This window comes from Methylovulum psychrotolerans (genome assembly GCF_002923755.1).
GTDB classification, from domain to species: Bacteria; Pseudomonadota; Gammaproteobacteria; order Methylococcales; family Methylomonadaceae; genus Methylovulum; species Methylovulum psychrotolerans.
This window is the reverse complement of sequence record NZ_PGFZ01000002.1, coordinates 73,704-97,519: the sequence shown is the minus strand read 5'-3', so window position 1 is coordinate 97,519 and position 23,816 is coordinate 73,704. Positions and strand designations below refer to the sequence as shown.

General features: G+C 49.2%; 22 protein-coding genes. 8 read left to right on the top strand and 14 right to left on the bottom strand.

Annotated features, from left to right (window positions below):
• The first annotated feature begins 18 nt into the window (after window positions 1–18).
• On the top strand, window positions 19–1,653 hold the full coding sequence (locus AADEFJLK_RS06100) for an alpha-D-glucose phosphate-specific phosphoglucomutase (RefSeq protein ID WP_103973678.1): 1,635 nt from the start codon (window positions 19–21) through the stop codon (window positions 1,651–1,653).
• A 68-nt stretch (window positions 1,654–1,721) separates the two neighbouring features.
• Here AADEFJLK_RS06100 and AADEFJLK_RS06095 read toward each other — a convergent pair whose 3' ends face one another.
• The 3 genes from AADEFJLK_RS06095 to rluD are packed head-to-tail and all read right to left on the bottom strand — an operon-like array spanning window position 1,722 to window position 4,232.
• Entirely contained in the window at window positions 1,722–2,561 is an 840-nt protein-coding gene (locus AADEFJLK_RS06095; protein WP_103973677.1) for a ZIP family metal transporter, read from the bottom strand.
• Between the two features lie 5 nt (window positions 2,562–2,566).
• Window positions 2,567–3,301, bottom strand: a complete 735-nt coding sequence (gene pgeF, locus AADEFJLK_RS06090; RefSeq protein ID WP_088617560.1) for a peptidoglycan editing factor PgeF — start codon at window positions 3,299–3,301, stop codon at window positions 2,567–2,569.
• A complete protein-coding gene (gene rluD / locus AADEFJLK_RS06085; RefSeq protein ID WP_103973676.1) occupies window positions 3,288–4,232 on the bottom strand; it encodes a 23S rRNA pseudouridine(1911/1915/1917) synthase RluD in 945 nt (314 codons plus the stop codon). Before rluD ends, pgeF begins: the two co-directional genes overlap by 14 nt.
• 118 nt (window positions 4,233–4,350) lie before the next feature.
• Here rluD and AADEFJLK_RS06080 point away from each other — a divergent pair, with 118 nt between their 5' ends.
• Entirely contained in the window at window positions 4,351–5,187 is an 837-nt protein-coding gene (locus tag AADEFJLK_RS06080; protein ID WP_088617562.1) for an outer membrane protein assembly factor BamD, read from the top strand.
• Between the two features lie 192 nt (window positions 5,188–5,379).
• Here the strand turns inward: AADEFJLK_RS06080 and AADEFJLK_RS06075 are convergent, their stop codons facing one another.
• Complete coding sequence (locus AADEFJLK_RS06075; protein WP_088617563.1) at window positions 5,380–6,363, bottom strand: PstS family phosphate ABC transporter substrate-binding protein; 984 nt, start codon at window positions 6,361–6,363, stop codon at window positions 5,380–5,382.
• Window positions 6,364–6,749: 386 nt separating this feature from the next.
• Between AADEFJLK_RS06075 and AADEFJLK_RS06070 the strand changes: the two genes are divergently transcribed.
• Window positions 6,750–8,342: an OprO/OprP family phosphate-selective porin gene (locus tag AADEFJLK_RS06070; RefSeq protein WP_170065042.1), complete on the top strand. Its 1,593-nt coding sequence runs from the start codon at window positions 6,750–6,752 to the stop codon at window positions 8,340–8,342.
• 100 nt (window positions 8,343–8,442) lie between these two features.
• Here the strand turns inward: AADEFJLK_RS06070 and phoU are convergent, their stop codons facing one another.
• The 5 genes from phoU to AADEFJLK_RS06045 all read right to left on the bottom strand — a co-directional run bounded on the left by phoU (window position 8,443) and on the right by AADEFJLK_RS06045 (window position 15,122).
• On the bottom strand, window positions 8,443–9,156 hold the full coding sequence (gene phoU / locus AADEFJLK_RS06065; protein ID WP_088617565.1) for a phosphate signaling complex protein PhoU: 714 nt from the start codon (window positions 9,154–9,156) through the stop codon (window positions 8,443–8,445).
• 14 nt (window positions 9,157–9,170) lie between these two features.
• Entirely contained in the window at window positions 9,171–10,004 is an 834-nt protein-coding gene (gene pstB / locus AADEFJLK_RS06060; RefSeq protein WP_088617566.1) for a phosphate ABC transporter ATP-binding protein PstB, read from the bottom strand.
• Between the two features lie 3 nt (window positions 10,005–10,007).
• Window positions 10,008–11,663 carry a phosphate ABC transporter permease PstA gene (gene pstA / locus AADEFJLK_RS06055; protein ID WP_103973674.1) on the bottom strand — a complete coding sequence of 552 codons (1,656 nt, stop codon included), beginning with the start codon at window positions 11,661–11,663 and terminating at the stop codon, window positions 10,008–10,010.
• Window positions 11,660–13,933: an ABC transporter permease subunit gene (locus tag AADEFJLK_RS06050; RefSeq protein ID WP_170065041.1), complete on the bottom strand. Its 2,274-nt coding sequence runs from the start codon at window positions 13,931–13,933 to the stop codon at window positions 11,660–11,662. Before AADEFJLK_RS06050 ends, pstA begins: the two co-directional genes overlap by 4 nt.
• Window positions 13,934–14,138: 205 nt before the next feature.
• Window positions 14,139–15,122: a PstS family phosphate ABC transporter substrate-binding protein gene (locus AADEFJLK_RS06045; protein ID WP_088617569.1), complete on the bottom strand. Its 984-nt coding sequence runs from the start codon at window positions 15,120–15,122 to the stop codon at window positions 14,139–14,141.
• 354 nt (window positions 15,123–15,476) lie between these two features.
• On the opposite strand from AADEFJLK_RS06045, the gene AADEFJLK_RS06040 reads away from it, so the two are divergent.
• Window positions 15,477–15,836, top strand: a complete 360-nt coding sequence (locus tag AADEFJLK_RS06040; RefSeq protein ID WP_103973672.1) for an FUN14 domain-containing protein — start codon at window positions 15,477–15,479, stop codon at window positions 15,834–15,836.
• Window positions 15,837–15,839: 3 nt separating this feature from the next.
• Here AADEFJLK_RS06040 and rho read toward each other — a convergent pair whose 3' ends face one another.
• Both rho and trxA read right to left on the bottom strand, forming a co-directional pair.
• Window positions 15,840–17,096 carry a transcription termination factor Rho gene (gene rho, locus AADEFJLK_RS06035; RefSeq protein WP_088617570.1) on the bottom strand — a complete coding sequence of 419 codons (1,257 nt, stop codon included), beginning with the start codon at window positions 17,094–17,096 and terminating at the stop codon, window positions 15,840–15,842.
• A gap of 195 nt (window positions 17,097–17,291) precedes the next feature.
• Window positions 17,292–17,618, bottom strand: a complete 327-nt coding sequence (trxA, locus tag AADEFJLK_RS06030; protein ID WP_103973671.1) for a thioredoxin TrxA — start codon at window positions 17,616–17,618, stop codon at window positions 17,292–17,294.
• 134 nt (window positions 17,619–17,752) lie between these two features.
• Between trxA and AADEFJLK_RS06025 the strand changes: the two genes are divergently transcribed.
• Window positions 17,753–19,129: a DEAD/DEAH box helicase gene (locus tag AADEFJLK_RS06025; protein WP_103973670.1), complete on the top strand. Its 1,377-nt coding sequence runs from the start codon at window positions 17,753–17,755 to the stop codon at window positions 19,127–19,129.
• Here the strand turns inward: AADEFJLK_RS06025 and yrfG are convergent.
• Window positions 19,092–19,748 (bottom strand): GMP/IMP nucleotidase, encoded by a 657-nt coding sequence (gene yrfG / locus AADEFJLK_RS06020; protein ID WP_103973669.1) that lies wholly within the window; start codon window positions 19,746–19,748, stop codon window positions 19,092–19,094. The genes AADEFJLK_RS06025 and yrfG overlap by 38 nt on opposite strands.
• A 43-nt stretch (window positions 19,749–19,791) precedes the next feature.
• On the opposite strand from yrfG, the gene nudE reads away from it, so the two are divergent.
• The 3 genes from nudE (at window position 19,792) to AADEFJLK_RS06005 (ending at window position 21,655) form a co-directional block, all read left to right on the top strand.
• Window positions 19,792–20,346 (top strand): ADP compounds hydrolase NudE, encoded by a 555-nt coding sequence (nudE, locus tag AADEFJLK_RS06015; RefSeq protein ID WP_103973880.1) that lies wholly within the window; start codon window positions 19,792–19,794, stop codon window positions 20,344–20,346.
• 302 nt (window positions 20,347–20,648) lie between these two features.
• Entirely contained in the window at window positions 20,649–20,825 is a 177-nt protein-coding gene (locus AADEFJLK_RS24375) for a hypothetical protein (protein ID WP_170065040.1), read from the top strand.
• 428 nt (window positions 20,826–21,253) lie between these two features.
• On the top strand, window positions 21,254–21,655 hold the full coding sequence (locus tag AADEFJLK_RS06005) for a lysozyme inhibitor LprI family protein (protein WP_103973667.1): 402 nt from the start codon (window positions 21,254–21,256) through the stop codon (window positions 21,653–21,655).
• A gap of 563 nt (window positions 21,656–22,218) precedes the next feature.
• Here the strand turns inward: AADEFJLK_RS06005 and AADEFJLK_RS06000 are convergent.
• Together AADEFJLK_RS06000 and AADEFJLK_RS25830 are read right to left on the bottom strand one after the other, a co-directional pair.
• The gene (locus tag AADEFJLK_RS06000) at window positions 22,219–23,202 is read right to left on the bottom strand and encodes a hypothetical protein (protein WP_103973666.1); all 984 of its coding nucleotides are present in this window, start codon (window positions 23,200–23,202) and stop codon (window positions 22,219–22,221) included.
• Window positions 23,203–23,607: 405 nt separating this feature from the next.
• Window positions 23,608–23,742 carry a hypothetical protein gene (locus tag AADEFJLK_RS25830; protein WP_282957353.1) on the bottom strand — a complete coding sequence of 45 codons (135 nt, stop codon included), beginning with the start codon at window positions 23,740–23,742 and terminating at the stop codon, window positions 23,608–23,610.
• Window positions 23,743–23,816 lie beyond the last annotated feature (74 nt).

The following is a 23,816-nucleotide window of genomic DNA, read 5'->3' as shown; positions in this document are numbered from 1 at the left end:
CAACACAAAGGATTCAGTATGCACATAGAAATGATTACTACCCATCCCTATCAAGACCAAAATCCAGGCACATCAGGGCTCAGAAAGAAAGTGAAAGTCTTTCAGCAACCTGGTTATCTGGAAAATTTTGTACAGTCAATTTTTGACTCGTTAGAAGATTTCACCGGAAAAACCCTCGTCTTGGGCGGTGATGGCCGTTATTTTAACCGGGCCGCGATACAAATCATCATAAAAATTGCTGCCGCTAATGGCTTTGGCGAATTGCTGATCGGCCAAGGCGGCTTATTATCGACACCGGCCGCATCACATATTATCAGAAAATATCAGGCTTTTGGCGGTTTGATTTTATCGGCAAGCCACAATCCAGGCGGCTCCGAAGAAGATTTCGGCATTAAATACAATGTCGGTAACGGAGGCCCAGCACCCGAAAAAGACACGGCGGCGTTTTATCAACGTAGCCAGTCCATCAATGCTTATAAAACAATCGCAATGGCGGATGTCGACTTGGACAACCTGGGCAGCCAGCAAATCGGCGACTTAACAATCACTATTATCGACCCGGTGAGCGATTACGCCGAACTGATGCAAAGTATATTCGATTTCCCCCTGCTAAAGCAAAGTATCAGTTCTGGTTACATCACTTTATTGTTTGATGCCATGCACGCCATCACCGGCCCTTATGCCCGACGCATTCTTGTCGATATGCTAGGCGCACCTGCCGAATCGGTGATTAACGCTGAGCCTCTGGAGGATTTTGGCGGCCACCACCCCGACCCTAACTTGGCCCATGCCCATGAATTGGCGGAAGTGATGTTCAGCGACCATGCCCCCACGTTTGGGGCGGCCTCTGACGGTGACGGCGACCGCAATATGATTACGGGTAGCCAGATTTTCGTCACCCCTAGCGACAGCTTAGCGATCATGGCCGCCAATGCCCAGTTAATTCCGGCCTACTCGGCGGGCTTAAGCGGAGTCGCCCGCTCCATGCCGACCAGCCAAGCGGTCGACCGCGTGGCCGCCAGCTATAATATCCCCTGCTATGAAACTCCGACAGGCTGGAAATTTTTCGGCAATCTGTTAGATGTGGGCAAAATCACCCTGTGCGGCGAAGAAAGCTTCGGCACCGGTTCCAACCATGTCCGCGAAAAAGACGGCTTATGGGCGGTGCTGTTTTGGCTAAATCTAATTGCCAGAAGACGGCAATCAGTGGCGGACATTGTCCATGAACATTGGCAGAAATTTGGCCGTGACATTTATTGCCGCCACGATTATGAGGCGGTGGAAACTCCGATAGCCAATGCTATTGTCGAACATCTGCGGGCGCAATTGCCGACCTTACCCGGCCAAGTGTTCGGCGAGTACACAGTGAAATTTGCCGATGAGTTCTGTTATAAAGATTCGGTGGATGGCAGCATCAGCCGCAACCAAGGCATCCGGGTCGGCTTTACCAACGGCTCGCGGATTGTTTTCCGCTTGTCCGGCACGGGTACAGTCGGTGCGACCCTGCGGATTTACATCGAACGCTTCGAACCTGACAGCAGCCGCCAAAACCAAGATGCCCAAGTGGCGCTGGCGGAACTGATCGAATTGGCCGAGCAATTGTGTGAAGTAAAAAAACGCACCGGACGGGTCGGACCTGACGTGATGACTTAAACCGCAACGGTTTTTCGGGAGCGCGGGCATCTTGACCGCGCTCCCAGGCAAACCATCGCTAATGGCCTCTAGCCCGCCGCCTCAAAATGATGGACGACGCTGTGTAAATAGCCAATCACCAACACCCCGGCAGCAATCAAAGCAATCTGCTCTAAAGAAGCCTTCATGTCGGTTTTTTTATGCAATGACGGGATTAAATCCGCCACGGCGATATAAATGAAGCTGGAGGCCGCCAGGGCAAGAAAATACGGCAAGCTGTCATGCAGGTCTTCTAGGCTGTAATACGCCAAGACACCGCCGAAAACGGTCGATAAACTCGCCAGGATATTATAAAAAAGGGCTTTGCTTTTGGAATAGCCGCTTTCCAATAAAATGGCAAAATCACCGACTTCTTGGGGGATTTCATGGGCGGCAACCGCCAGGCTGGAGACGATGCCCAACTGCACGTCAGTCAAAAAAGCGGCGGCGATTAAAATACCGTCAACAAAATTATGGATGCTGTCACCCAAAATAATCAGCGCCCCTGCCGATTTTGCGCCATGCCCATGATTGTGGCTATGGTCATGCGCTTCATGTGCGTGGTGTGCCTCTTCGTCACCGTGCGCCTCACAGCTGCCCGAATGGCAATGCCGCCAAATCAATAACTTTTCCAGGACAAAAAAGCCTAAAATACCCGCCAAAATCGTCGCCGACAAGGTTTGGAACTGCTCAGCGCCCACTTTAGCAAACGCTTCGGGGATCAGGCCATAAAAGGCGACCGTCAATAACGCGCCAATGGCAAAACTGATGCCGTGCGGCAACACCGCCGCCCTGTGCCTATCCGGCAACAGCAAGAACACCGCCGCCGCCAACACGCTTAATAAACCGCCGACAGCGGTAAAAATAATAATCAATAACAATAAATTCACTACTGTCAAATTCTCCAGATTAAGCTCGCCATGCGCCCGGTCACTGGCTCGCGGCGGAAAGAATAAAAGCGGCTGGCATCGGTAACGGTACACAAACCGCCGCCATAGACGTGGCTAACACCCAAAGCCGCCAATTCTCGCCGTGCTAAGCCGTAAATATCGGCCAACCATTTATCGCCGCCTTGGGCGGTAAATTCAGCCCCGTTAGCAGGGTCTTTCGCCACAAATGCCGCCCGCACCTCGTCGCCGACTTCAAAGCAAGCCGGCCCTATAGCCGGCCCTAACCATACCAGCACATCAGTCGTCTGTAACGCGGCAATTGTCTTGCTGATAATGCCTGCCGCCAAGCCCCGCCATCCGGCATGGATGGCGGCGACTTTTTGCCCGTCCGCCGAACACACCAACACAGGCAAGCAATCGGCGGTCAACACCGCGCATACCACGCCCGCTTGGTCAGTAAAACTGGCATCGGCAGACACCACGCCACTGACTATCGCAGCATCAACCACTTGGTCGCTATGGGTTTGCGCCAACCACACCGGCTCGGCAGGTAAGGCCAGCATCGCCCTAATGTGCTGGCGGTTTTGCGTGACCGTTCCGGCATCGTCACCGACATGCAGGGCGGGGTTAAGGCTGGCATAAGGCGGCAAACTAAATCCGCCAGTGCGCAAGGTCGTAGCGGCGCGTATCTGGGCAGGAGCAGGCCAATCCGGGCTTAGCCAAGACTTATTCTTGCTCATTGTCCGCCAAAGCCCCGACTAACTCAGTCATATCGTCCGGCATCGGCTGCGCCCATTCCATATACGCATCCGTAACGGGATGCTGCAAGCCCAATTTTGCCGCATGTAGAGCTTGACGCTTAAAACCGCGTAAAGCCAACTCCAAGCGTTCGTTGCAATCGGGCGGCATTTGGAAACGCCCGCCATACACAGGGTCGCCGATCAAAGGAAACCGGATATGCGCCATGTGCACCCGAATTTGATGGGTACGGCCTGTCTCCAGCTTGACCTGGATTAAGGTATGGCGGGTAAAGCGCTGCACCACCCGATAGTGGGTCACGGCAAACTTGCCCGACTCTTTGACAATATAACGCTTGCGGTCGGAAGGATGCCGGGCTATCGGCTCGTCAACCGTGCCGCCTGCGGTCATACGCCCGCGCGTGACCGCCAGATATTCGCGGTGGATGGTCCGCGCCTGCAATTGCTCGGTCAGGCTGTTATGCGCCTGCAAGGTCTTGGCGATCATCAGCAAACCGCTGGTTTCTTTATCGATGCGGTGGACAATCCCCGCCCGCGGCAAGGTCTCCAAATTCGGCTCATGGTGCAACAAGGCGTTGACCAAGGTGCCGCGCCAATTGCCGACCGCCGGATGGACGACCAGCCCGGCGGGCTTATTGACGATCAGGATGCTATCGTCTTCATAAACGATGTCTAACGGGATGTTTTCCGGCTCCGAGGTAATCACCACCTCCGGCTCGGCATCTAAGGCAATCTCTTCGCCGCCTTCCAATTTATCTTTCGCCTTAAGGGCCACACCGTTGACCTGAACGCGCCCGGCTTTGATCCAAATCTGCAATTTACTGCGCGAATACTCGGAAAACAATTCCGCCAACGCTTGGTCTAAGCGCATCCCGGCTAATTCATAAGGGACTTCTGCTGTCAATTTTGTCATAACAAATTTTCTGAATAACCTTTTGTTAAGTTATACTCACGGATTACTGAGCTGACTCTACTCTATCGCGTCAATCCAGCGAGAAAAACCCCTAATATTACAACGTGTCGTTAGAACTATGCGATTAATTTTTATAAAAATTTTTATCATCTGCTGTTTAGGGCTATCTTTGCAGGGATGCAGCCTGTTCGGCGATAAAGCCGCAGAAGAGAATCCAGAAAACGAATATAATGGCTGGAACGCGGAAAAATTCCGTACCGAAGCGCAAAAATCAATGGATTCAGGTGCTTATGACAAAGCCATCAAAATCTATGAAGCCTTAGAATCGCGCTATCCGTTTGGTGAATCGTCCGCCCAAACCCAGTTGGATATTGCTTACGCGTATTTCAAAAATAGTGAGCCTGAGGCCGCAATCGCTGCCGCCGACCGCTTCATCAAAATGAATCCGCGCAATCCGCATGTCGATTATGCCTATTATCTAAAAGGCTTGGTCAATTATAACCGCGACATCGGCTTTGTTGACCGCTTTCTGCCCACCGACACTTCGCAACGCGACCCGGGCAGTGCGCGGGAAGCTTACCGCAATTTTGAAGAACTGATCCGCCGCTACCCAGGCAGCCGCTATCTGGCCGACGCGCGGCTACGGATGATCGCCCTGAAAAATAATATGGCGATGCACGAAGTCCACGTTGCGCGGTATTATATGAAGCGCAAAGCTTATATAGCCGCCGCCAACCGCGCTTCCGGCGTTATTGAGAACTACCAGCGCACCCCTGCCGTCCCTTATGCTTTACTGGTGATGCAGGACGCTTATACCGAACTGGGCCAGAAAGACCAAGCCAATGATGCCAAACGCATTTATGAGCAAAACTACCCAGACGGCCCACCCGTACCGGAATTTAAAAACATGACCTTCTCACACCGGATCTGGGATTGGATAGGTTTTGACCAATAAGCACCTTTAGGCGATGGCATTATTTTATGCGCATCCTTAAAACGGAGTGCAATGGCTTTTAGCCATTGCACAATAGCCTAACCACCTGCACCAACGCTTAGCCTGCCGTTTGCTTAACGCTGGACGCTATAACACAAAAAAAGGCGGGCAACCTCAAGGTTGCCCGCCTTTTTCCGCAAAAACAGCTATTGGCTATTTTAAAGAGGCGACAATTTTGCTGACAATTTTCGCCGGCAAAGGAATATAACCATCTTTAATGACCACATTCTGGCCTGTTTTAGACAAGACCATTTTAATAAACTCATTCTCTAAAGGCGGCAACGGCTCGTTAGGTTTTTTGTTGACGTACACAAACAAATAACGGGTTAGCGGATAACTGCCGTTAATGGCATTTTCGGGCGTGGCTTCAACAAAAGGCTGGCCGGCTTTTTTCGCCAACGGCACCATTTTGACACCGGAGGTGGTATAGCCCATACCCGAATAACCTATGCCGTTCGCGGATGAAGTGACAGATTGGACGACCGAAGCCGAACCTGGCTGCTCGTTGACGTTGCTTTTGAAATCGCCCTTACACAAAGCATGTTCCTTAAAGTAACCGTAAGTGCCGGATACCGAGTTACGGCCATAGAGCTGGATGGTTTTGCTGGCCCATGCCGCCACGCCGACATCGCCCCAATTTTCGATATCTTTTTCATAACCGCACTTATGGGTGCTGGAAAAAATGGCATCGACTTGCTCAATCGCCAAGCCTTTAATAGGGTTATCTTTATTGACCAAAACCGCCAAAGCATCTATGGCAACCGGAATCGCGGTCGGTTTATAGCCATATTTATCTTCAAACGCTTCCAACTCGTCTTCTTTCATTTCGCGGCTCATCGGCCCCAAATTAGCGGTACCTTCGGTCAAAGCCGGGGGAGCGGTTGACGAACCCGCCGCTTGGATCTGAATGTTGACATTCGGGTAGGCACGGTTAAATTCCTCCGCCCATAAGGTCATTAAGTTTGCCAAGGTGTCGGAACCGACACTGGACAAATTGCCGGAAATGCCTGTTGCCTTTTGGTAGTCAGGCAAGGCGGCATCCACCGACTGCACCGCCCCCGCTGTGCCAGCGGTTAAAGCAAGATAACTAAGGCCCATCGCACAAATTAGTGACTTGGTTTTAAAAAATAACGTCATCGTCAATTCTCGAAAAAAAATAATTATGTGAATACAGCGCGAAGGATAGAGTTTTTATATGACAGAATTATGACAATAACAAAGACATTTTCAGCATAATATTTTCTATTTGTTTTCAATAGATTAAAGCCTATGGAAAATGAGCCAGGCCTCTTTTCTTATAAGTCAATCTTTGCATATAAATCAATATTTTATCATTTTCAAATAAGGCTATCACATATCCTTATTTGAAAATAAAATATAACACTTTGTTTATAAAATAATTTTCATTAAAACAAAACCCCACCCCTTCCTATTGTCATATAACTGTAACATATTCGTCATATATTCGTCATATTAAGGCTCTATGCTTGCGCAAATTTTTGATAACAAACCCACCGCAAACTATGACCTTTTCTAAACTTACCCTCGCTGCCGTTACGGCACTAGGTGTCAGCGCATCATTTCAGGCAATGGCACTTGATCTCTACATGGACAACAAAACCAAACAGCTCTATGCCGAGCCCGGCGCTAACCGCACCAAACTGGGTTCGTTCACTAAAGTCGAAGAACCCGCCGCCGCTCCGGCAGCAGACCCCAAAGAGTTAGAAGCGTTGCGGCGGGATTTGGAGCAAAAGACGAATGACATTGCCGTATTGAAAGAACACGTTTTTGAACAGAAAAAAGACGCGGCGGAAGTCAAACTAGGCGAAAAAGGCTTGGAATTTGAAAGCAAGGACGGTAATTTTAAAGCCGCCCTGACCGGGCGCCTGCAAGTTGACTCGCAAGTGAATGTCGACGGCAACAATCCGGCAGCTAACGCCGCCACCGCCACCACCAACCAACTGGCGGACAGCACCAACATCCGCCGTGCCCGTATCGGTATCGAGGGGACATTTTTTAAAAATTACGACTATAAATTTGAATATGATTTTAGCCGTGGCAATGGCACGGCAGCCGCCGGCATTACCGATGCCTATATCAACTGGAAGTTGTTCGACCCGTTTGCGGTCAAATTTGGCCAGTTTAAAGAGCCGTTCAGCTTAGAAGAGGCCACCAGCAACCGTTATTTGACTTTCATCGAACGTAACATGGCGGTCAACTCTTTTTCGGACAACCCCAACGCCTATAAAGTCGGTTTCGGCGCCAATTACGTCCAAGAACGCTTTGCCTTAATGACAGCGGTACAAACCGAGCCGGTCGGCGGCGGCTGGGCTTACAACACCTCGGTCAACACCAACGGCAACAATAACCGTAACAATGGCAGCGGCGATACCGGCTGGGACATTACCGGACGCTTAGTGGGCCGCCCTTGGCTGCACAGCGAGAGAAAGTTTTTGCATATCGGCGCATCCGGCTCTTACCGCTCAGTCAACAACAACTATCTGGGTAACGGCACATTCAACAATGGCGGCATGACTTTTACCGCCACGCCCGACGGCAACGTCGACCGTACTGCCCTGCTGACCACAGGCAATTTGACCAGCGGCACACCCGGTGCGGCGGGCTTTAGGCAAGTCAGCGGCATCACCCGCTTTGCCGCCGAATCGGCGTTTGTCTACAAATCGTTTTCTGCACAAGCCGAATACTTACAAACCAATATCAACGGCACAGGCTACGGCAACGGCGAAACCCTAGACGGCTACTATGGCTATGTCAGCTATTTCATGACGGGCGAGTCACGCGCTTACAAGGCGAAAACCGGCGCATGGGACCGTATTAAACCCGCCCATAACTTCGACATGAAAAACGGCTGGGGCGCATGGGAAGTGGCCTTCGGTTACGATAACCTGAACCTGACCGACAACCTCATCAAAGGCGGTTCGGCGCAAACGGCAAAAGCCGCGTTAAACTGGTATCCTAATTCCCACATGCGCATGATGGCTAACTATATCCATGTGCTGGACATGAACACCACCGGCAACACTAACGCCAGAGCCTTGGCGTTTAACGGCACAAACTTGGATATGGTCGAATTACGCGCCCAAGTGGATTGGTAAAAAGTAAACTCCCACCATTCAAAGCACCTAAAACGCACAAGGCCGCCCACCGTAAGATGGGCGGCCTTGTGCGTTTTAGGGCCGAGACCTTAAAAAGGCCTTAGCCTTTCATTTTCTCTTCCAATTGTTCTTGGCTTAAATGCCTGACCGCTTCACCTTTAATCATAAAAATCAAATGCTCGCAAATATAACAGGCATGGTCGCCGATACGTTCCATAGCGCGGACAGTCCACAGCACATTTAACGTCCGGGTGATATTGCGCGGGTCTTCCATCATGTGGGTAATCAACTGCCTGACGATACTGTCGTATTCACGGTCGACATTTTCATCCTTACCCGTAATGGCGGTGATATCGTCGATCGACATGCGGGCAAACGCATCCAACGCCCCGTGCAGCATTTCCTTGACCAAATCGGACATGTGCTGAAGCTCATAATACTGATAATTTCTGGTGTCGGTATCCGATAATTGGATAGCCATCTTGGCGATACGTTCCGCCAAATCGCCGACAATCTCCAACTCATTGATAATTTTAATGACGGTCAGCAATAAGCGCAAATCAAAAGCGGTGGGCTGGCGTAAGGCCAAAATCTGTGTACACTCCAAATCCACGTCCATTTCCATCGCATCAACTTGGTTATCCTGTTTGATGACCAGTTCCGCCATTTCCATATCATTGGTCGTAAAAGCCTGGATAGCCAGCTCGATTTGCTGCTCGACCAAGCCGCCCATGGTCAGGACTTTATTACGGATATCCTCAAGCTCCCGATTGAACTGACCCGATATGTGCTGCCCTATTTTACTATTATCCATCTAAATGCTCCTAGTTAACCGTAGCGGCCTGTAATATAGTCTTCGGTTTGTTTCTTTTTCGGATTAGTGAACAACTCGCTGGTCGTGCCCATTTCAATCAACTCGCCCATATACATAAAGGCGGTATAATCAGAAACCCGCGCCGCTTGCTGCATATTATGGGTGACGATAACAATAGTGTATTTTTCTTTCAGCTCATTAATCAGCTCTTCAATCTTCAAGGTTGAGATGGGATCCAACGCCGAAGCCGGCTCGTCCAACAACAGCACTTCCGGCTCAATCGCAATGGCACGCGCAATCACTAGGCGCTGTTGCTGACCGCCAGACATACCCAAGGCGTTGTCATTAAGGCGGTCTTTCATCTCATCCCAAAGCGCCGCGCCGCGCAAGGCGTTTTCGACGGTCTCTTCCAGTATCCTTTTATCGTTAATGCCTTGGATGCGCAGGCCATAAGCGACATTCTCAAAAATAGACTTAGGGAAAGGGTTAGGCTTTTGGAACACCATACCGACCCGACGGCGCAGCGCCGCAACATTAACGCTTTTGTCGTAAATATTTTCATTATCCAGCAAAATTTTGCCTTCAATGGTGACATTGTCGACCAAATCATTCATGCGGTTAATGCAGCGCAACAAGGTAGATTTGCCGCAGCCGCTAGGGCCAATATAAGCGGTGACTTTTTTCTTGGGCATTTCCATATTAATGCCATACAACGCTTGTTTTTGCCCATAAAACAGCTTCAAGTCTTCGACTTTGATACTGACCTCATTGGTGCCCTGATGCTTTGTCCGGTTATTTAAAACAGAATTGATGTCAATTGCGTGTGTGCGTATTTCTTGTGCTGTCATTTTTTAACCTTCTAAGGCCCGATATTTTTCGCGCAGATGATTTCTTATCAGGATAGCTGATAAATTCAGCCCCAAGATCACCACGACCAGTAATAATGATGTTGCATAAACCAAAGGCCTTGCCGCTTCTACGTTGGGGCTTTGAAAGCCGACATCATAAATATGAAAGCCCAAGTGCATAAACTTTCTGTCCAAATGCAGGAAAGGGAAATTGCCGTCCAATGGCAAGGTTGGGGCCATTTTTACCACCCCCACCAGCATCAGCGGCGCCACCTCACCCGCCGCCCGCGCCACCGCTAAGATCAAGCCCGTCATCATGGCCGGGCTGGCCATCGGCAACACCGTCAACCACAAGGTTTCCAGTTTGGTCGCACCCAATGCCAAGCTGCCTTCGCGGATGGCTTTAGGGATGCGTGACAAACCTTCTTCAGTGGAGACGATGACCACCGGCAGGGTCAATAAGGCCAAGGTAATCGAAGCCCATAACAGGCCGGGCGTACCGAATACTGGTGCAGGGGCGGCTTCGGGGAAAAACAATTGGTCGATATTGCCGCCCAAAATGTAAACAAAAAACCCCAAGCCAAATACCCCGTAGACAATTGACGGCACCCCCGCCAAGTTATTGACGGCAATCCTGATGACACGGGTGATAAAGCCTTGCTTGGCATATTCGCGCAAATATACGGCGGCGATCACACCAAATGGGGTCACGATAACCGACATCATCATCACCATCAGCACCGTACCGAAAATGGCCGGAAAAATGCCGCCTTCGGTATTGGCTTCGCGCGGATCGTCGGTCAAAAATTCCACCAGCTTACTGCCATAATGGCCAATTTTGCCGAACACCCCCATCTGGTTAGGCTGATACAGCCTGACCACTTTTGCCAAGGAGATTTCCAATTCTTTGCCGTTATCGGCCTTGACCATGATGCTATGTTGCCGGACTTTTTGGTATAGGCCTTGTAACTGTGCCTGATAAGCATGGTACTGGGCATCATCGGCGGCTTTTTCGGCCGCCCAGTCGGTTTGGGCTTGGGCATCCCATTGGTTGCGCAACTGCAAACCTTTTTGCTTGAGCCGCAAACGCTCTAAGTCATAGTTGACCGCGCCGATTTCTTTTTTCTCCAGATGGGCGATGTCCTTAAACACCACCAACGTCTCGGCAAGCTTTTGCAACGCCACCGAGATAGCCGCCTCACCTGAAGCGATGACCTTGCCGCTCTCTTTAACCGCCGTCAAATGCCCATAGAAGTTACCCCATTCGCGCCGCTCCACCACGACAATGGCTTCAGGCACTGCTTGGCTTTTAATATGGCGTTCCTGTATCCAACGGAAATCGCTGCCGGTCACATCACGGTTGCCGGTTTTGATCAGATACTGTATCAGCACGTCTTCATTATCCGCCATTTTTATGCCATTGGCTTTCGCCATCGCCGCTGGGGTAACGCTGCTGTCGACATGTTCGCCAATAATCGGCTGTACCGTACCGTCATCATCCTGATAACTGAATTGCAGGACTTCGGCAGGCCAAAAGTGGCTAGCCCCCCGCACCGCGACCAGCCCCAGCACGGAGATAATCATAATAAGACAGATACTGACGGCGGCGGCGTTTAGCCATACCCAAGGCGAACCTGTTTTAAACCATTCTTTTATCATAATGAACTGTATTTTTCGCGTAACCGTTGACGGATGACCTCCGCCAACGTATTAAAAATAAAGGTGAAGGCAAACAGCACCAGAGCAGTCAAAAACAACACCCGATAATGCGTACTATCCACTTCCGATTCCGGCATTTCCACCGCAATATTTGCCGCTAATGTCCGCATCCCCTGAAACACGCTAAGATCCATCACAGGCGTATTGCCGGTGGACATTAACACAATCATGGTTTCTCCGACCGCACGCCCGAAACCGATCATGACCGCCGAAAAAATGCCCGGGCTGGCGGTCAGTAACACGACTTTCGATAAGGTTTGCCAAGGGGTTGCCCCTAATGCCAAAGAGCCGACCGTCAAATGTTTAGGCACACTGAATATGGCATCTTCGGCAATCGAAAAGATGGTGGGGATGACCGCAAAACCCATCGCCACACCGACCACCAAGGCATTGCGCTGGTCGTAACCAATACCCAGCTCATTTTTAAACCAATCCCGCAAACTGCCATGAAATAGAGCGATCTCTAGCGGCGTGCTGACCGAAAAGGCAAAAAAACCTGCCAACAAAATGACCGGCACCAACAACATGGCATCGGAACCTTCAGGGATTTTTTCCAAAAAAGGTTTGGGCATAAATTGCCAACAGTAGGCAAACACCATAATAGCCATCGGCACGATCAGAAATAAGGCAAAGAACCCCGACAAATGCTCCTCAATAAAAGGCGCCAGCCACAGCCCTGCCAAAAACCCTAAAATAACCGTCGGTAACGCCCCCATCAGCTCAATGACGGGCTTGACGTACTGGCGCATGGTCGGATTCATAAAATAAGCAGTATAAATCGCCCCCATTAAAGCCAAAGGCATGGCGACTAACATGGCATAAAAAGCCGCTTTCAAGGTGCCGAAAACCAGAGGCACTAAGCTGTATTTAGGCTCAAAGTCATTGTTAGAGGCTGACGACTGCCAAATATAATCCGGTTTAGGGTAGCTCTCATACCAAACTTTTTGCCATAACGCCTTTAACGACACTTCCGGGTGCTCGTTCTCAATCGTCCAAAAACGGATTTTGCCGTCCGCCGCTTCCATCAAAGCCGCATTGGCGCGGGGCGACAAGGCCACCGCCGATAATCCGTCGGCGACATGCTCGCTAATCAATTGCTTTTCGGCGGTTGAATGGTAAATGCCCAGTTCACCCGTCGCATCTAAGGTTAAAAAGCCTTTCCGGCGCTGTTCTGATTTTAGCGCAATAACGGCCTTATCAGAAACCTTAAAGGCGCGGATTTTCTGCATCATTGAACGGTTAGACTCATCCCTGACCATGCTCCACTGTGCCACCAAACCGCTAGAATCGCCCACCAATAACGACAAGTCGCCATTCAGGAAGGTCAGACTAGTAATGCTTTGCTTAGCGTCGACAATGTTTTGTGCTTGCTTAAGGACAGGCGAACTTTTATCGCCAATATCATAAAAATCTAAACGGCCTTGGCTACTGAGCAAATACAAATGGCTACCGTCCTTGTCAATCAGCATGTCCTGTACACCTGCCGAAGGCACGTTCAACATAGCGTCAGTACGCGTCAGCGTCGCTTCGTCGGCAAACAAGGCCTGTTCCTTTTGAAAGCTGCTCAAATAAATGTGCTGGGCGGTTTTTGCCACCACCGTCGTCGAGCCATCGCTGATTTGGGCAGTAATTTTGTCCAAGGCCAAACCGCTTTCGGCCAAGACCAACGGCTTGTCGCCCATCGGATACTCTATCGATGGGGTAATGACTTTGGCATTATTAGCATAAGTGACTTTATACTGGTGCTTGACAATAACCGCTTGGCCATTAGATAGGCCATAAATGACCGCGCCCTCGTTCACAGGCGTGGCTTGGGCAAAACTGGTGATATGGCTGGCCGCCGGGATGGTGACGGCCGCCTTGAGTAAGGTTTTACCGCTGGCGACATCAAAAAACACGATATTGCCGGTGTCGGTAAAGCGGGCGGCGACTTGGTTTTGCTCTTCCATATCCAACAACAAGGTCTTACCCAATGCTGATTCAGGTACAGGATATTGGCTGGCCGATTCTGCCGTGGCGGGCAAAAACAGCGGAAATACCACATACAGCAGATAAAAGAAAATCATCACCACCGCCGCAATTACGCCCATGCCGCCGGCCACCACCCCATAACGCGCGATGGTATCTTTTGCTAAACGCCATTTTTGATAAAAAGAATTTGATGATTTGTGCATAACGGAGAGGTGGGTATGGGTATTTATTTCGGACATTTAATGTCGATTATAGAAATACAATGTTACAGTGGTATAACAGCGCTTTATAAAAAAACGGCTGGCGCTTTGGCGATACAAAGCCCAGCCATCTTCGATAACAAGTCGCGGCTATCCTTTCAATAACCCTTGGCAACCCCTTTAAAGGGACTGCCAATGCTATCGGCTTTTAAAGCATCTGCCTATTATAAGCCATAGCGGACAATTATTTTAAGGTTGCCAGCACCTTTTTAATAACTTTTGCGGGTAAAGGGATGTAACCGTCTTTAATGACGATCTCTTGGCCAGTTTTAGACAACACCATTTTGATAAATTCGTTTTCCAGCGGCGCTAAGGGCTGGTTAGGTTTTTTGTTGACATAAACATACAAATAACGCGCTAAGGGATATTTACCTGCCAACGCGTTTTCAGGCGTGGCGGCAACAAAGCCTTTCGCGCCTTTTTTCGCCAACGGCACGGCTTTAATGCCCGATGTGACATAGCCTAAACCCGAATAGCCGATGCCGTTAATTGACGTGGACACCGATTGCACAACCGAAGCGGAACCAGGCTGCTCATTAACGTTACTTTTAAAGTCACCCTTACAGAGCGCGTGTTCTTTAAAATAACCATAAGTGCCGGATACTGAGTTACGTCCATATAACTGGATGCTTTTGTCCTTCCAACTCGCCACGCCAACATCGCCCCACGCACTGATATCAGTGGCATAGCCGCATTTACGGGTTGAGGAAAAAATCGCATCCACCTGCTCTACAGACAAACCTTTGATGGGGTTATCTTTATTGACGAATACCGCCAAGGCATCAACCGCCACAGGAACCATTGTAGGTTTGTAACCGTATTTCGCTTCAAACGCGTGCAACTCCTCATCTTTCATTTCACGGCTCATCGGCCCCAGATTAGCCGTGCCTTCTGTCAACGCTGGCGGCGCGGTTGACGAACCCGCTGCTTGGATTTGGATGTTGACATTTGGGTAAAAGCGGTTAAAAGCTTCCGCCCATAAAGTCATCTGGTTCGCCAAGGTATCGGAGCCGACACTGGACAAATTGCCGGCAACACCACTGGCTTTTTCGTATTCGGGGACACCAGACTCGACCGTTTGCACAGCTTGGCCGACCGCACTGGCCGCCAACAAAGACACAAAGCTCATTGCCAACAATAGCGGCTTAGTTTTAAAAGATAAATTCATTATCGGCTCTCAACAATAGGTAATGGATGCAATTTAGACACTAATACCTGCCCAGCATATTGATTTTATATGACAACAATATGACTATAGCATGTAGTTTCATGATTGCCTCCCATTTGCCGGATTCTTGCGAAGCCATACCGGTCAGAAAAGCCGAGGCGGGATAAGAGATAGCTTATTATTTTTCAGAAAGTTGTTTTTTGCGGCCTACCCTAGCCTAACAAGTCCGGCCACTATAAAACGCCAGGTGTTTAACTTATCGGCAACTTACTATAAGATGTGGGGTCTAAGGGTCATCCTGCCAAGGATAAGCCCAGTACATTGCCCCAACCCCCTAACCTATCCGCTTTGACCATGACGACCACCAGCACCCTTATCCCCTCCACAGGCCCAGTAACCCCAGATTTTTTCTCTTCGGCGTTTTTAATGAACAATGTCGGCGCACCGTTTGTCATCGGTATGGCAGTCGGCTATTTTGCCAAAAAAATGCTCCGCATGACCTTATTTCTGTCAGGTGCGGCTATTGTGATGTTGTTTGCTGCGGAATACTACGGGGTGGTCAATATCAGCGATACGGATTTGCAACAGGCCGCCAGCTCGGCAACCCATGCCGCCAAATCATCGGGCGATTTTTTAGTGCATCGCTTATCGAGCATCACCAGCAAAGGCGCCAGTGGCGCGGCGGGATTCTTTGCTGGCTTTAAACTGGGCTAAACCTTAACGCTTCATCGAGTCAAAAAACTCGGCATTGGTCATAAAATCCTTCAATTTGCCGATCAAAAACTCCGATGCGGCCGTTTCGTCCATAGGCTGGAGGATTTTGCGCAAAATCCAAGTTTTTTGCAAGGTGTCAGGATCAACCAAATACTCTTCGCGCCGGGTACCTGAACGGTTAATGTTAATCGCCGGATAAATGCGTTTTTCGGCGATTTTACGGTCCAGATGCAACTCCATATTACCCGTACCCTTAAACTCTTCGTAAATGACCTCATCCATTCTGGAGCCGGTATCGACCAGCGCCGTGGCGATAATGGTCAAACTGCCGCCTTCCTCGATATTACGCGCCGCCCCGAAAAAGCGTTTCGGTTTTTCTAAGGCATTGGCATCGACACCGCCCGTCAAAATCTTACCCGATGACGGCACGACGGTATTGTACGCGCGGGCCAAACGGGTGATGGAGTCTAACAAAATGACCACATCGTGTTTATGCTCGACCAAACGGCGGGCTTTTTCGATAACCATTTCGGCCACCTGGACGTGGCGCACAGCAGGCTCGTCAAAGGTACTGGAAATGACTTCGCCGCGCACACAACGCTCCATTTCCGTGACCTCTTCAGGACGTTCGTCAATCAGCAGCACAATCAGGTAACATTCGGGATTCTGTTCGGCAATGGCCTGCGCCAAGCTTTGCAGGATCATGGTCTTACCCGCTTTCGGCGGCGACACAATCAGGCCACGCTGGCCCTTACCAATCGGGGCGATCAGGTCGATAATACGTCCGGTCAAATCTTCGCTGGTACCGTTACCCTGCTCAAGCACAAAACGCTCTTTGGCAAACAAAGGCGTGAGGTTAGAAAAGTAAATTTTGTTCTTCGTGTTTTCGGGCGGCTCAAAATTGATTTGCTCCACCTTCAGCATGGCAAAATAACGTTCGTTATCTTTAGGGGGACGGATCTTACCGCTGATGGTATCGCCCGTCTTTAAGGAAAACCGCCGGATTTGGCTGGGGGAAACGTAAATGTCATCGGGGCCGGCAAGATAGGAGCAACCTGGAGTCCGTAAAAACCCAAAACCATCTTGTAAAATTTCCAGAACGCCGTCGCCATAAATATCGTCGCCTGCTTTTGCCTGTTTTTTAAGGATGGCAAAAATTAAATCCTGTTTGCGTGACCTGGCGACACTTTCTAGTCCCAAAGACTCGGCGATGTCTATAACTTCACTGATTTGCTTAAGCTTTAACTCGGTAAGATTCATAAAAAAAGATGACCCGAAGGGAAGCTGCCAGGACTATTGCGCCTAACTGCTTGAGTAGAATGGATTGAATGATAATTCAGGGGTGTAACTATCGGATGATGTGATTGAGTGCGCGTGACCACCGCACGGGGTAAGTATAACTGATGCACTCAGACCCGTCCAACCTTTTGTGACAGATCTGAGTCAAGAGACAAACTAGATGTTGCTATCGAGAAATTTGGCCAGCTCTGATTTGCTCAAAGCGCCCACTTTAGTCGCTTCCACCTCGCCTTCATTGAACAGCATAAGCGTTGGGATACCACGCACACCGTAACGTTGTGGAGTCAGCGGATTTTCGTCTATATTGATTTTTACCACTGTCAACTTACCTTTGTACTCTTCGGCAATGGCATCAAGAACCGGAGCAATCATTTTGCAAGGGCCGCACCATTCCGCCCAATAATCGACCAGCACAGGGCCTGCGGCTTTAAGAACCGTATCGTTAAATTCACTATCACTTACATGAAGGACTGAGTCACTCACACTAATTCTCCAACAAATAAAAGGTAAAACTATAGGGGGCTTAGCAACGCGAGTCAATCAATTTTTAGGCAATACCTCTGACAACAGCAACGCGGTATTTTAACCTGAGCAGTTTTTAAGTTATCCTATAGCACATGAAACAGACACATCTTACCGAAACCCGCTTTAATAACCTGGAATTATCCGACAGCATTTTGCGTAGCCTCAACGAGGCCGGCTTTACATTCTGCTCGCCCATCCAAGATAAAGCCCTGCCCTTACTGCTGCGCGATAAGGACATTGCCGGCCAAGCGCAAACCGGTACCGGCAAAACCGCGACCTTTTTACTGGCGCTGTTCCAGCACCTGCTTAATGACGGGCAAGCGGAGCCTGACGATGAAGAGGACGATGACGAATATGGCGACGATGACGGCCACACCCACGCCAAAATCATCGCCCCACGCGCCAGCACGCCCCCAAAAACCAAGCAGAATCCCCGCGCCCTTGTGTTGGCACCGACCCGCGAGTTGGCGATCCAAATCCATAAAGACGCGCTCTTACTCAGCAAGCATCTGGATTTAAAATTCGCGCTGGTCTACGGTGGCACCGATTACGAGAAACAGCGCGAAAAGATCAAGTCCAATGTTGACATCATCATCGGCACACCCGGGCGCGTCATTGATTTTTACAAACAAAAAATCTTCTCGCTCGACCATATCAAAGCCACCGTCATGGACGAGGCCGACCGGATGTTTGACTTAGGCTTCATCAAAGACATCCGCTATTTGCTCCACCGGATGCCGCCGCCCGACCAACGCCTGAACATGCTGTTTTCCGCCACCCTGTCCTATAAAGTGACCGAATTGGCTTACGAACACATGAACAATCCGGTGCTGATCCGCATCGAAAGCGAAGAAGTCACCTCCAAGGCCATCGCCCAAAGCGCGTTCTGCCCCTCTAACGAGCAAAAGCTGCCGTTGCTGATCGGCATCCTTAACCAATACCAGCCCTTGCGGAGCATTATTTTCGTCAACACCAAACGGTGCGCCGAGCAATTGGACGACACGCTTAACGCCAATGGCTACAAAACCGCCGCCTTAAGCGGTGACGTGCCGCAAGACAAACGCCAACGCCTGCTAAACGACTTCCAAGAAAACCGCATCACCCTACTGATCGCCACCGATGTCGCCGCCCGCGGCCTGCATATCGCCGACGTTTCGCACGTTTTTAATTACGACTTGCCGCAAGATGTCGAAGATTATGTCCATAGGATAGGCCGCACCGCCCGCTTTGGCGCCAGCGGCGAGGCCATCAGCTTTGTCTGCGAGCAGTACGCTTATTCCATGCCCGACATTGAAAGCTATATCGGACAAAAAATCCCCGTCAAAGCCATTACCAAAGACTTGCTGGCAGATATTATCATCCCCGCTAAAAGGCCGCGCCCGCCCCGGCCTAACGGCGACCGGAGCAAGCGCAGTAGCAAACCGTATCCGCCTAAAGCCCCGCCAACAACTCCCGAAAATCCTCAATAGCCGGAAACCCGGCAATAGCGCGTTTAGGCTGGCGGCTATCGGGCTTGGCGACCGCGACCACTTGGCCGATACCGAATTGCCGCGCCGCCGCCAACACGGCCAGATTATCGTCAACCATCAGCGCCGCCTGCTTGGCAAACGGCTGCTGTTGCTGAAATAGCGGCCAAAATTCCGGTTGCTCTTTCGCAAAGCCCAGATCATGCGAGCAGATAATGCCGTCAAAAAAAGGCCGCAAACTGGTTTGCGCCATTTTAATGTCCAACCCGTCGCGGTGGGCATTGGTCACCAAAAACACCTGCTTTGCCGAACCGCGCAACGCCGTCAAAAACTCCACCACATGCGGCAACACGCTAATAAGCCCCGCCAGTTCCGCTTTCAGCCCGGCAATGTCCAACTGCAAAGCCTGCGTCCAATAATCCAGACAATACCACTCCAAACGCCCTTCCATGCTTTTAAACTGCGGGATCAGCCGCTCCTTAGCCGCCATTAACGTCAAGCCATGCCGCTCGGCATAACGTTGCGGCACAAATTCCTTCCAAAAGTGGTTATCGAAATTCAAATCCAGTAAAGTACCGTCCATATCCAAAAGAACCGTATCAATTTTATTCCAATCTATCATAAGAGTGCGTTATAGTGAGGTGACTGACTTGAAAATTATCCCGATGGCAGAAAAACCGACTATCCTAACCCAAACCACTGTTGCCAAAAGCCGCTTGTTCAGGATTGAAGCCCTGGAAATACAGTTTAGCAACGGCGAGTTACGCCATTATGAACGCCTGGCACGGGGCGGCTCTAACGGCGCGGTCTTGGTCGTGCCGATGCAAGACCGCGACACTGTGCTGCTGATCCGCGAATATTCGGCGGGCACCCACCGCTACGAGCTGGGTTTGCCTAAAGGCAAAGTCGATGTCGGCGAATCGTTTTTTGAAGCCGCCAACCGTGAACTAAAAGAAGAAATCGGCTTCGGCGCCAAACAACTGTACCATCTCAGCACCTTTTCCCTCGCCCCCTCTTATTTGGAACATACCACCGAAATCATTCTCGCCCAAGACCTCTACCCCGAAAAACTGCTCGGCGACGAACCGGAAGAACTGGAAGTGGTGGCTTGGCAATTGGCTGATATTAACACGCTTTTGGCGACAGGCGAATGCACCGAAGCCCGCTCCATCGCCGCGTTATTTATGGCACGCGAATATTTGGCAAGCCTTACCCAATAACGCCCCTACCCTGCCAAATATGGCGGCGGCCCCAAAGCGCTGTGCGCAAAAAGCGTCCCCAGGCTTACGCCAATCATCGCCCCTACGCGACCCGTGCTGTTGATATGAGCCTATACCGTCGGTTTATTGCAACCAATCACCGCCCCGTCCTTTACCAAGCCCCCGCCAACAAGGCTTCAGCCCTTGATTTTACTGAGTTTGCAACTTAAAAAGTCATGGCACGAAACTCGCTTACTGTTTATCAGCTACTGCATCACTAAGTAGCCATCGGGCTTATCCCATCTCTTTATGAGGACTACATCATGATTAAACATATCCATAAATTGGCGCGTTACACCGCATTAATTTTAATTTCAGCCTCCCCCATGCCTTTTGACGATGCTTACGCAGAAACCAGCGAACAGCCAATCGCCGCCGCCGAATTGGCACTGGACGAAACCCCGGCCAACTATAAACCCAAAAGTTCAAACAGCGATTAGAGCCTTTCCCAAGCTTGCCGCCGTCGGCTAGCGTATGACAACATCATAGTATCCACTGAATTAATAGGGCGGATAACGCTATCCGCCCCCACATCTAGCGAGCAAAATATTGCCGTGCTTGCAATACATGCCCCGACCAGCCAGCCACACTTAAACAGCCACTGAGGCAGGGGGCAACCGCGCTGGGGCTTTTTGCGAAAAGCAGACTTTTATTGATAAAACCACATTGTTTTTTTACTTCTCATCAACAAACCTAATAAAAACAATTGGTTTTCTTAGCGGTAAAAATATCACTACTTTATAGGTAATCGTTACTATCTTTACGCCATGCAAACTGTTATTGTCCATACCCAACTTTATTCCATCCCCCTCCACAGTTATCGCCTGTGAGCTACAGCGGTTTCTAAAGGACATAACAAGGACACACCATGCGTATCAACCCTAAAGCCCCTATCCCTATAGCCATCTTTTTGGCACTCACGTTAACCGCGCCCGCACTTGCCCAAGACTGCGCTAATGCACAAAGCACGGTGGATATTATGGAATGCCAGGAAGCGCGGTATCAGGCGGCGGACAAAGCACTGAACGCCGTCTACAGCAAGGCGATGAAAACGCTGAGCGACACCGAAAAGAAGAAACTCAAAGAAGCCCAACGGGCATGGCTTAAATACCGCGATGCCAGTTTGGACTTTATCATTGAAATCAACAAGGACGGGGGCAGTTACGCCAACATTGTTATTGGCGATTATAAAGCTAAGATCGTAGAAAAGCGGGTCTTGGAATTAAAGTACCTGCTGAGTAGCCCAGATGATAGCCCTGTCGAATGGTAGGGGACGCATTGCTTTACCGCGTTGCCAAAATACTAGCCTGCTACATTCAATCCACCGAGGGTTTAGCTCAGAAAAAATCAGAGCCTTGACCCTTTTTATCTCCAGTATGCTAAAAAAGCCAATCTCCGTAGCAGTGCACTGCGATTGTCAGTTAAAACCAGATAGCCACTGCCATCCGCAAACTGGATCCAGCGAATATTTGACAGATGGCGCGGAAAAAATGACTGGATACCCATACTCCCAAACTATCTCGGCTCAAAAATAATGGCCTATTCCTTGGTTATAGCATAGGTTGTGATAGCTGATTTTCGGGATGCACAGAGACGAGAGCAGCATCGCAAAACCTATCACTTGACGATCAAGTTTTTCATAAAGCTACCTCTAAATAGTGGGAAAGACTAGCGAAACATTAAGGCTTGTCAAGGTGAACGGATCTCTCCCTCCCCTAGAGCGATAGATTAGACAAAAGCTACATAACCCAAAACAAACCGCCACGCCTAATAAAGACTTAGACTACGAAATAGTGGATTGCACGTCTCCTCTTTATAAGGTGTTTGAGGGTATCAATCATATAAACCACCAGCTTTTATTATCCTTAAGGCATGCGAGTCATCCCATTTTTTTACATTGTTTAGTTCTTTATTAAGTAACTGTATTTTATTGTAGTCCGTAATTACCGCTGCCTCCTTAATCTTCGCTGCCACATCCACCAACTCCTTATCCCACCCACACCATTTGGCAAAAGATAATACCGATAAAATCAAGCTTTCGACTTCACCAGAGTCATCTTCCTTGATTTTTTTACTTTTTTTGTCTTTCTTTGAATTGATCACACTAAGTAGCACGTTTTTCTTCTCAGAATAATTAACGCTGCCCTTACTCCTATTGCATGTTTTATCAGCGTCAAGAGTTATTTGGCCTTTGTATTCGGTATAATAAAGCCCCCAAGCAGGTGTTTCAGCACTACTTGTAAGCTTGTTCCCTGCTAAATCTGTATATGTGCCAATAAGATACTCGTCTTCTATTGCTGAAAAGTATCCCAATGACAAGATTTTCTCGTTCTCCAACTTAAAGACATCAATACCATCACAGTCAAAACAACTACCCCCGGTATTTGAATCAATGGCTATAAAATCCCCGATTTTGGCAATCTCATTTTTTGAAAACTGCTGAAAACTTGGAAACGTAATATAAACTTGCAAAATTTGATCAAGATACTTTAATACCACAAATGATTCGCAATCATCAAGCATAGGCGAACAGAAATTATGAATTACCGCTTTAACCTTCCCTACATAAGCCTCTTCTTGCAAATGATTTGTATGCCCAGGATTAGAGGGCTTTATTTCTTCATCAGCTTTTTGAAAATAAACGCTCGCTAGCTTTTTTGCCGCACTAGCTGTTTTTTCTTCTGCTAACTTTCCAATGCTCAAATTCGAGTGTAGTGGTTCAAACCGAGCCGCTGCAAGAGCAGTATTTATCGAATCAGGAGCCTTGTAGGAACAACCAACAATAAAAAAACAAAGCACATTGACAATAACTTTCATAACGACCTAATTTAAAAAACTCTAATTGTACCGGATTATAGGGTATGCTCAATGTTAAAAAAACTGTATTTAATTGATTTTGTTTAAAAATAGCGCACAATCAGAAAAATTTTAATAGGTATTCAATGTGGCCTTGCTCGATTTTCACAAATACTCCACGCAACGTACATAATTTAACTTGATCAAATTCAGCTTCGACAAGCACGGCTTAAATGAGTCCCTGAGGCTTTGGAGAATCCGCATGGCAGTCCTATTTAACGTTATAATGGTAAAAAACAAAACCACACAGTCTTGCGTTGACCACCATGACGGCATTGACCAAATCAATGCGCTTAAATAGGTAAATCGGAGTTAGTAAATTCCGTGATGCCGATGCCATGGACGCATGACGCGACTAGAAATACGTTACTCTAGCGGTTCTACCTTTGTAAAAGCCGCCAATACCGCTGGGATAAGCACATTGTCGCCATCAATAAACAATGCAGTTGAATCAAACAACCCGAACCGAATTTGCTTATACTCGATCATCAAGTTTTTCATAAAGTCACCTCTAAATAGTGGGGAAGATTAGCGGAGAGCTAAGGCTTGTTAAGGTGGGCAGCTCCCTCCCCTGA

Excerpts from the sequence above, each read along its gene's own strand:
- AADEFJLK_RS06100 (WP_103973678.1), top strand. The coding sequence starts at position 19 with ATGCACATAGAAATGATTACTACCCATCCCTATCAAGACCAAAATCCA.
- pgeF (WP_088617560.1), bottom strand. The coding sequence starts at position 3,301 with ATGAGCAAGAATAAGTCTTGGCTAAGCCCGGATTGGCCTGCTCCTGCC.
- rluD (WP_103973676.1), bottom strand. The coding sequence starts at position 4,232 with ATGACAAAATTGACAGCAGAAGTCCCTTATGAATTAGCCGGGATGCGC.
- AADEFJLK_RS06080 (WP_088617562.1), top strand. The coding sequence starts at position 4,351 with ATGCGATTAATTTTTATAAAAATTTTTATCATCTGCTGTTTAGGGCTA.
- AADEFJLK_RS06075 (WP_088617563.1), bottom strand. The coding sequence starts at position 6,363 with ATGACGTTATTTTTTAAAACCAAGTCACTAATTTGTGCGATGGGCCTT.
- AADEFJLK_RS06070 (WP_170065042.1), top strand. The coding sequence starts at position 6,750 with ATGACCTTTTCTAAACTTACCCTCGCTGCCGTTACGGCACTAGGTGTC.
- phoU (WP_088617565.1), bottom strand. The coding sequence starts at position 9,156 with ATGGATAATAGTAAAATAGGGCAGCACATATCGGGTCAGTTCAATCGG.
- pstB (WP_088617566.1), bottom strand. The coding sequence starts at position 10,004 with ATGACAGCACAAGAAATACGCACACACGCAATTGACATCAATTCTGTT.
- pstA (WP_103973674.1), bottom strand. The coding sequence starts at position 11,663 with ATGATAAAAGAATGGTTTAAAACAGGTTCGCCTTGGGTATGGCTAAAC.
- AADEFJLK_RS06050 (WP_170065041.1), bottom strand. The coding sequence starts at position 13,933 with ATGTCCGAAATAAATACCCATACCCACCTCTCCGTTATGCACAAATCA.
- AADEFJLK_RS06045 (WP_088617569.1), bottom strand. The coding sequence starts at position 15,122 with ATGAATTTATCTTTTAAAACTAAGCCGCTATTGTTGGCAATGAGCTTT.
- AADEFJLK_RS06040 (WP_103973672.1), top strand. The coding sequence starts at position 15,477 with ATGACGACCACCAGCACCCTTATCCCCTCCACAGGCCCAGTAACCCCA.
- rho (WP_088617570.1), bottom strand. The coding sequence starts at position 17,096 with ATGAATCTTACCGAGTTAAAGCTTAAGCAAATCAGTGAAGTTATAGAC.
- AADEFJLK_RS06025 (WP_103973670.1), top strand. The coding sequence starts at position 17,753 with ATGAAACAGACACATCTTACCGAAACCCGCTTTAATAACCTGGAATTA.
- yrfG (WP_103973669.1), bottom strand. The coding sequence starts at position 19,748 with ATGATAGATTGGAATAAAATTGATACGGTTCTTTTGGATATGGACGGT.
- nudE (WP_103973880.1), top strand. The coding sequence starts at position 19,792 with ATGGCAGAAAAACCGACTATCCTAACCCAAACCACTGTTGCCAAAAGC.
- AADEFJLK_RS24375 (WP_170065040.1), top strand. The coding sequence starts at position 20,649 with ATGATTAAACATATCCATAAATTGGCGCGTTACACCGCATTAATTTTA.
- AADEFJLK_RS06005 (WP_103973667.1), top strand. The coding sequence starts at position 21,254 with ATGCGTATCAACCCTAAAGCCCCTATCCCTATAGCCATCTTTTTGGCA.
- AADEFJLK_RS06000 (WP_103973666.1), bottom strand. The coding sequence starts at position 23,202 with ATGAAAGTTATTGTCAATGTGCTTTGTTTTTTTATTGTTGGTTGTTCC.
- AADEFJLK_RS25830 (WP_282957353.1), bottom strand. The coding sequence starts at position 23,742 with ATGAAAAACTTGATGATCGAGTATAAGCAAATTCGGTTCGGGTTGTTT.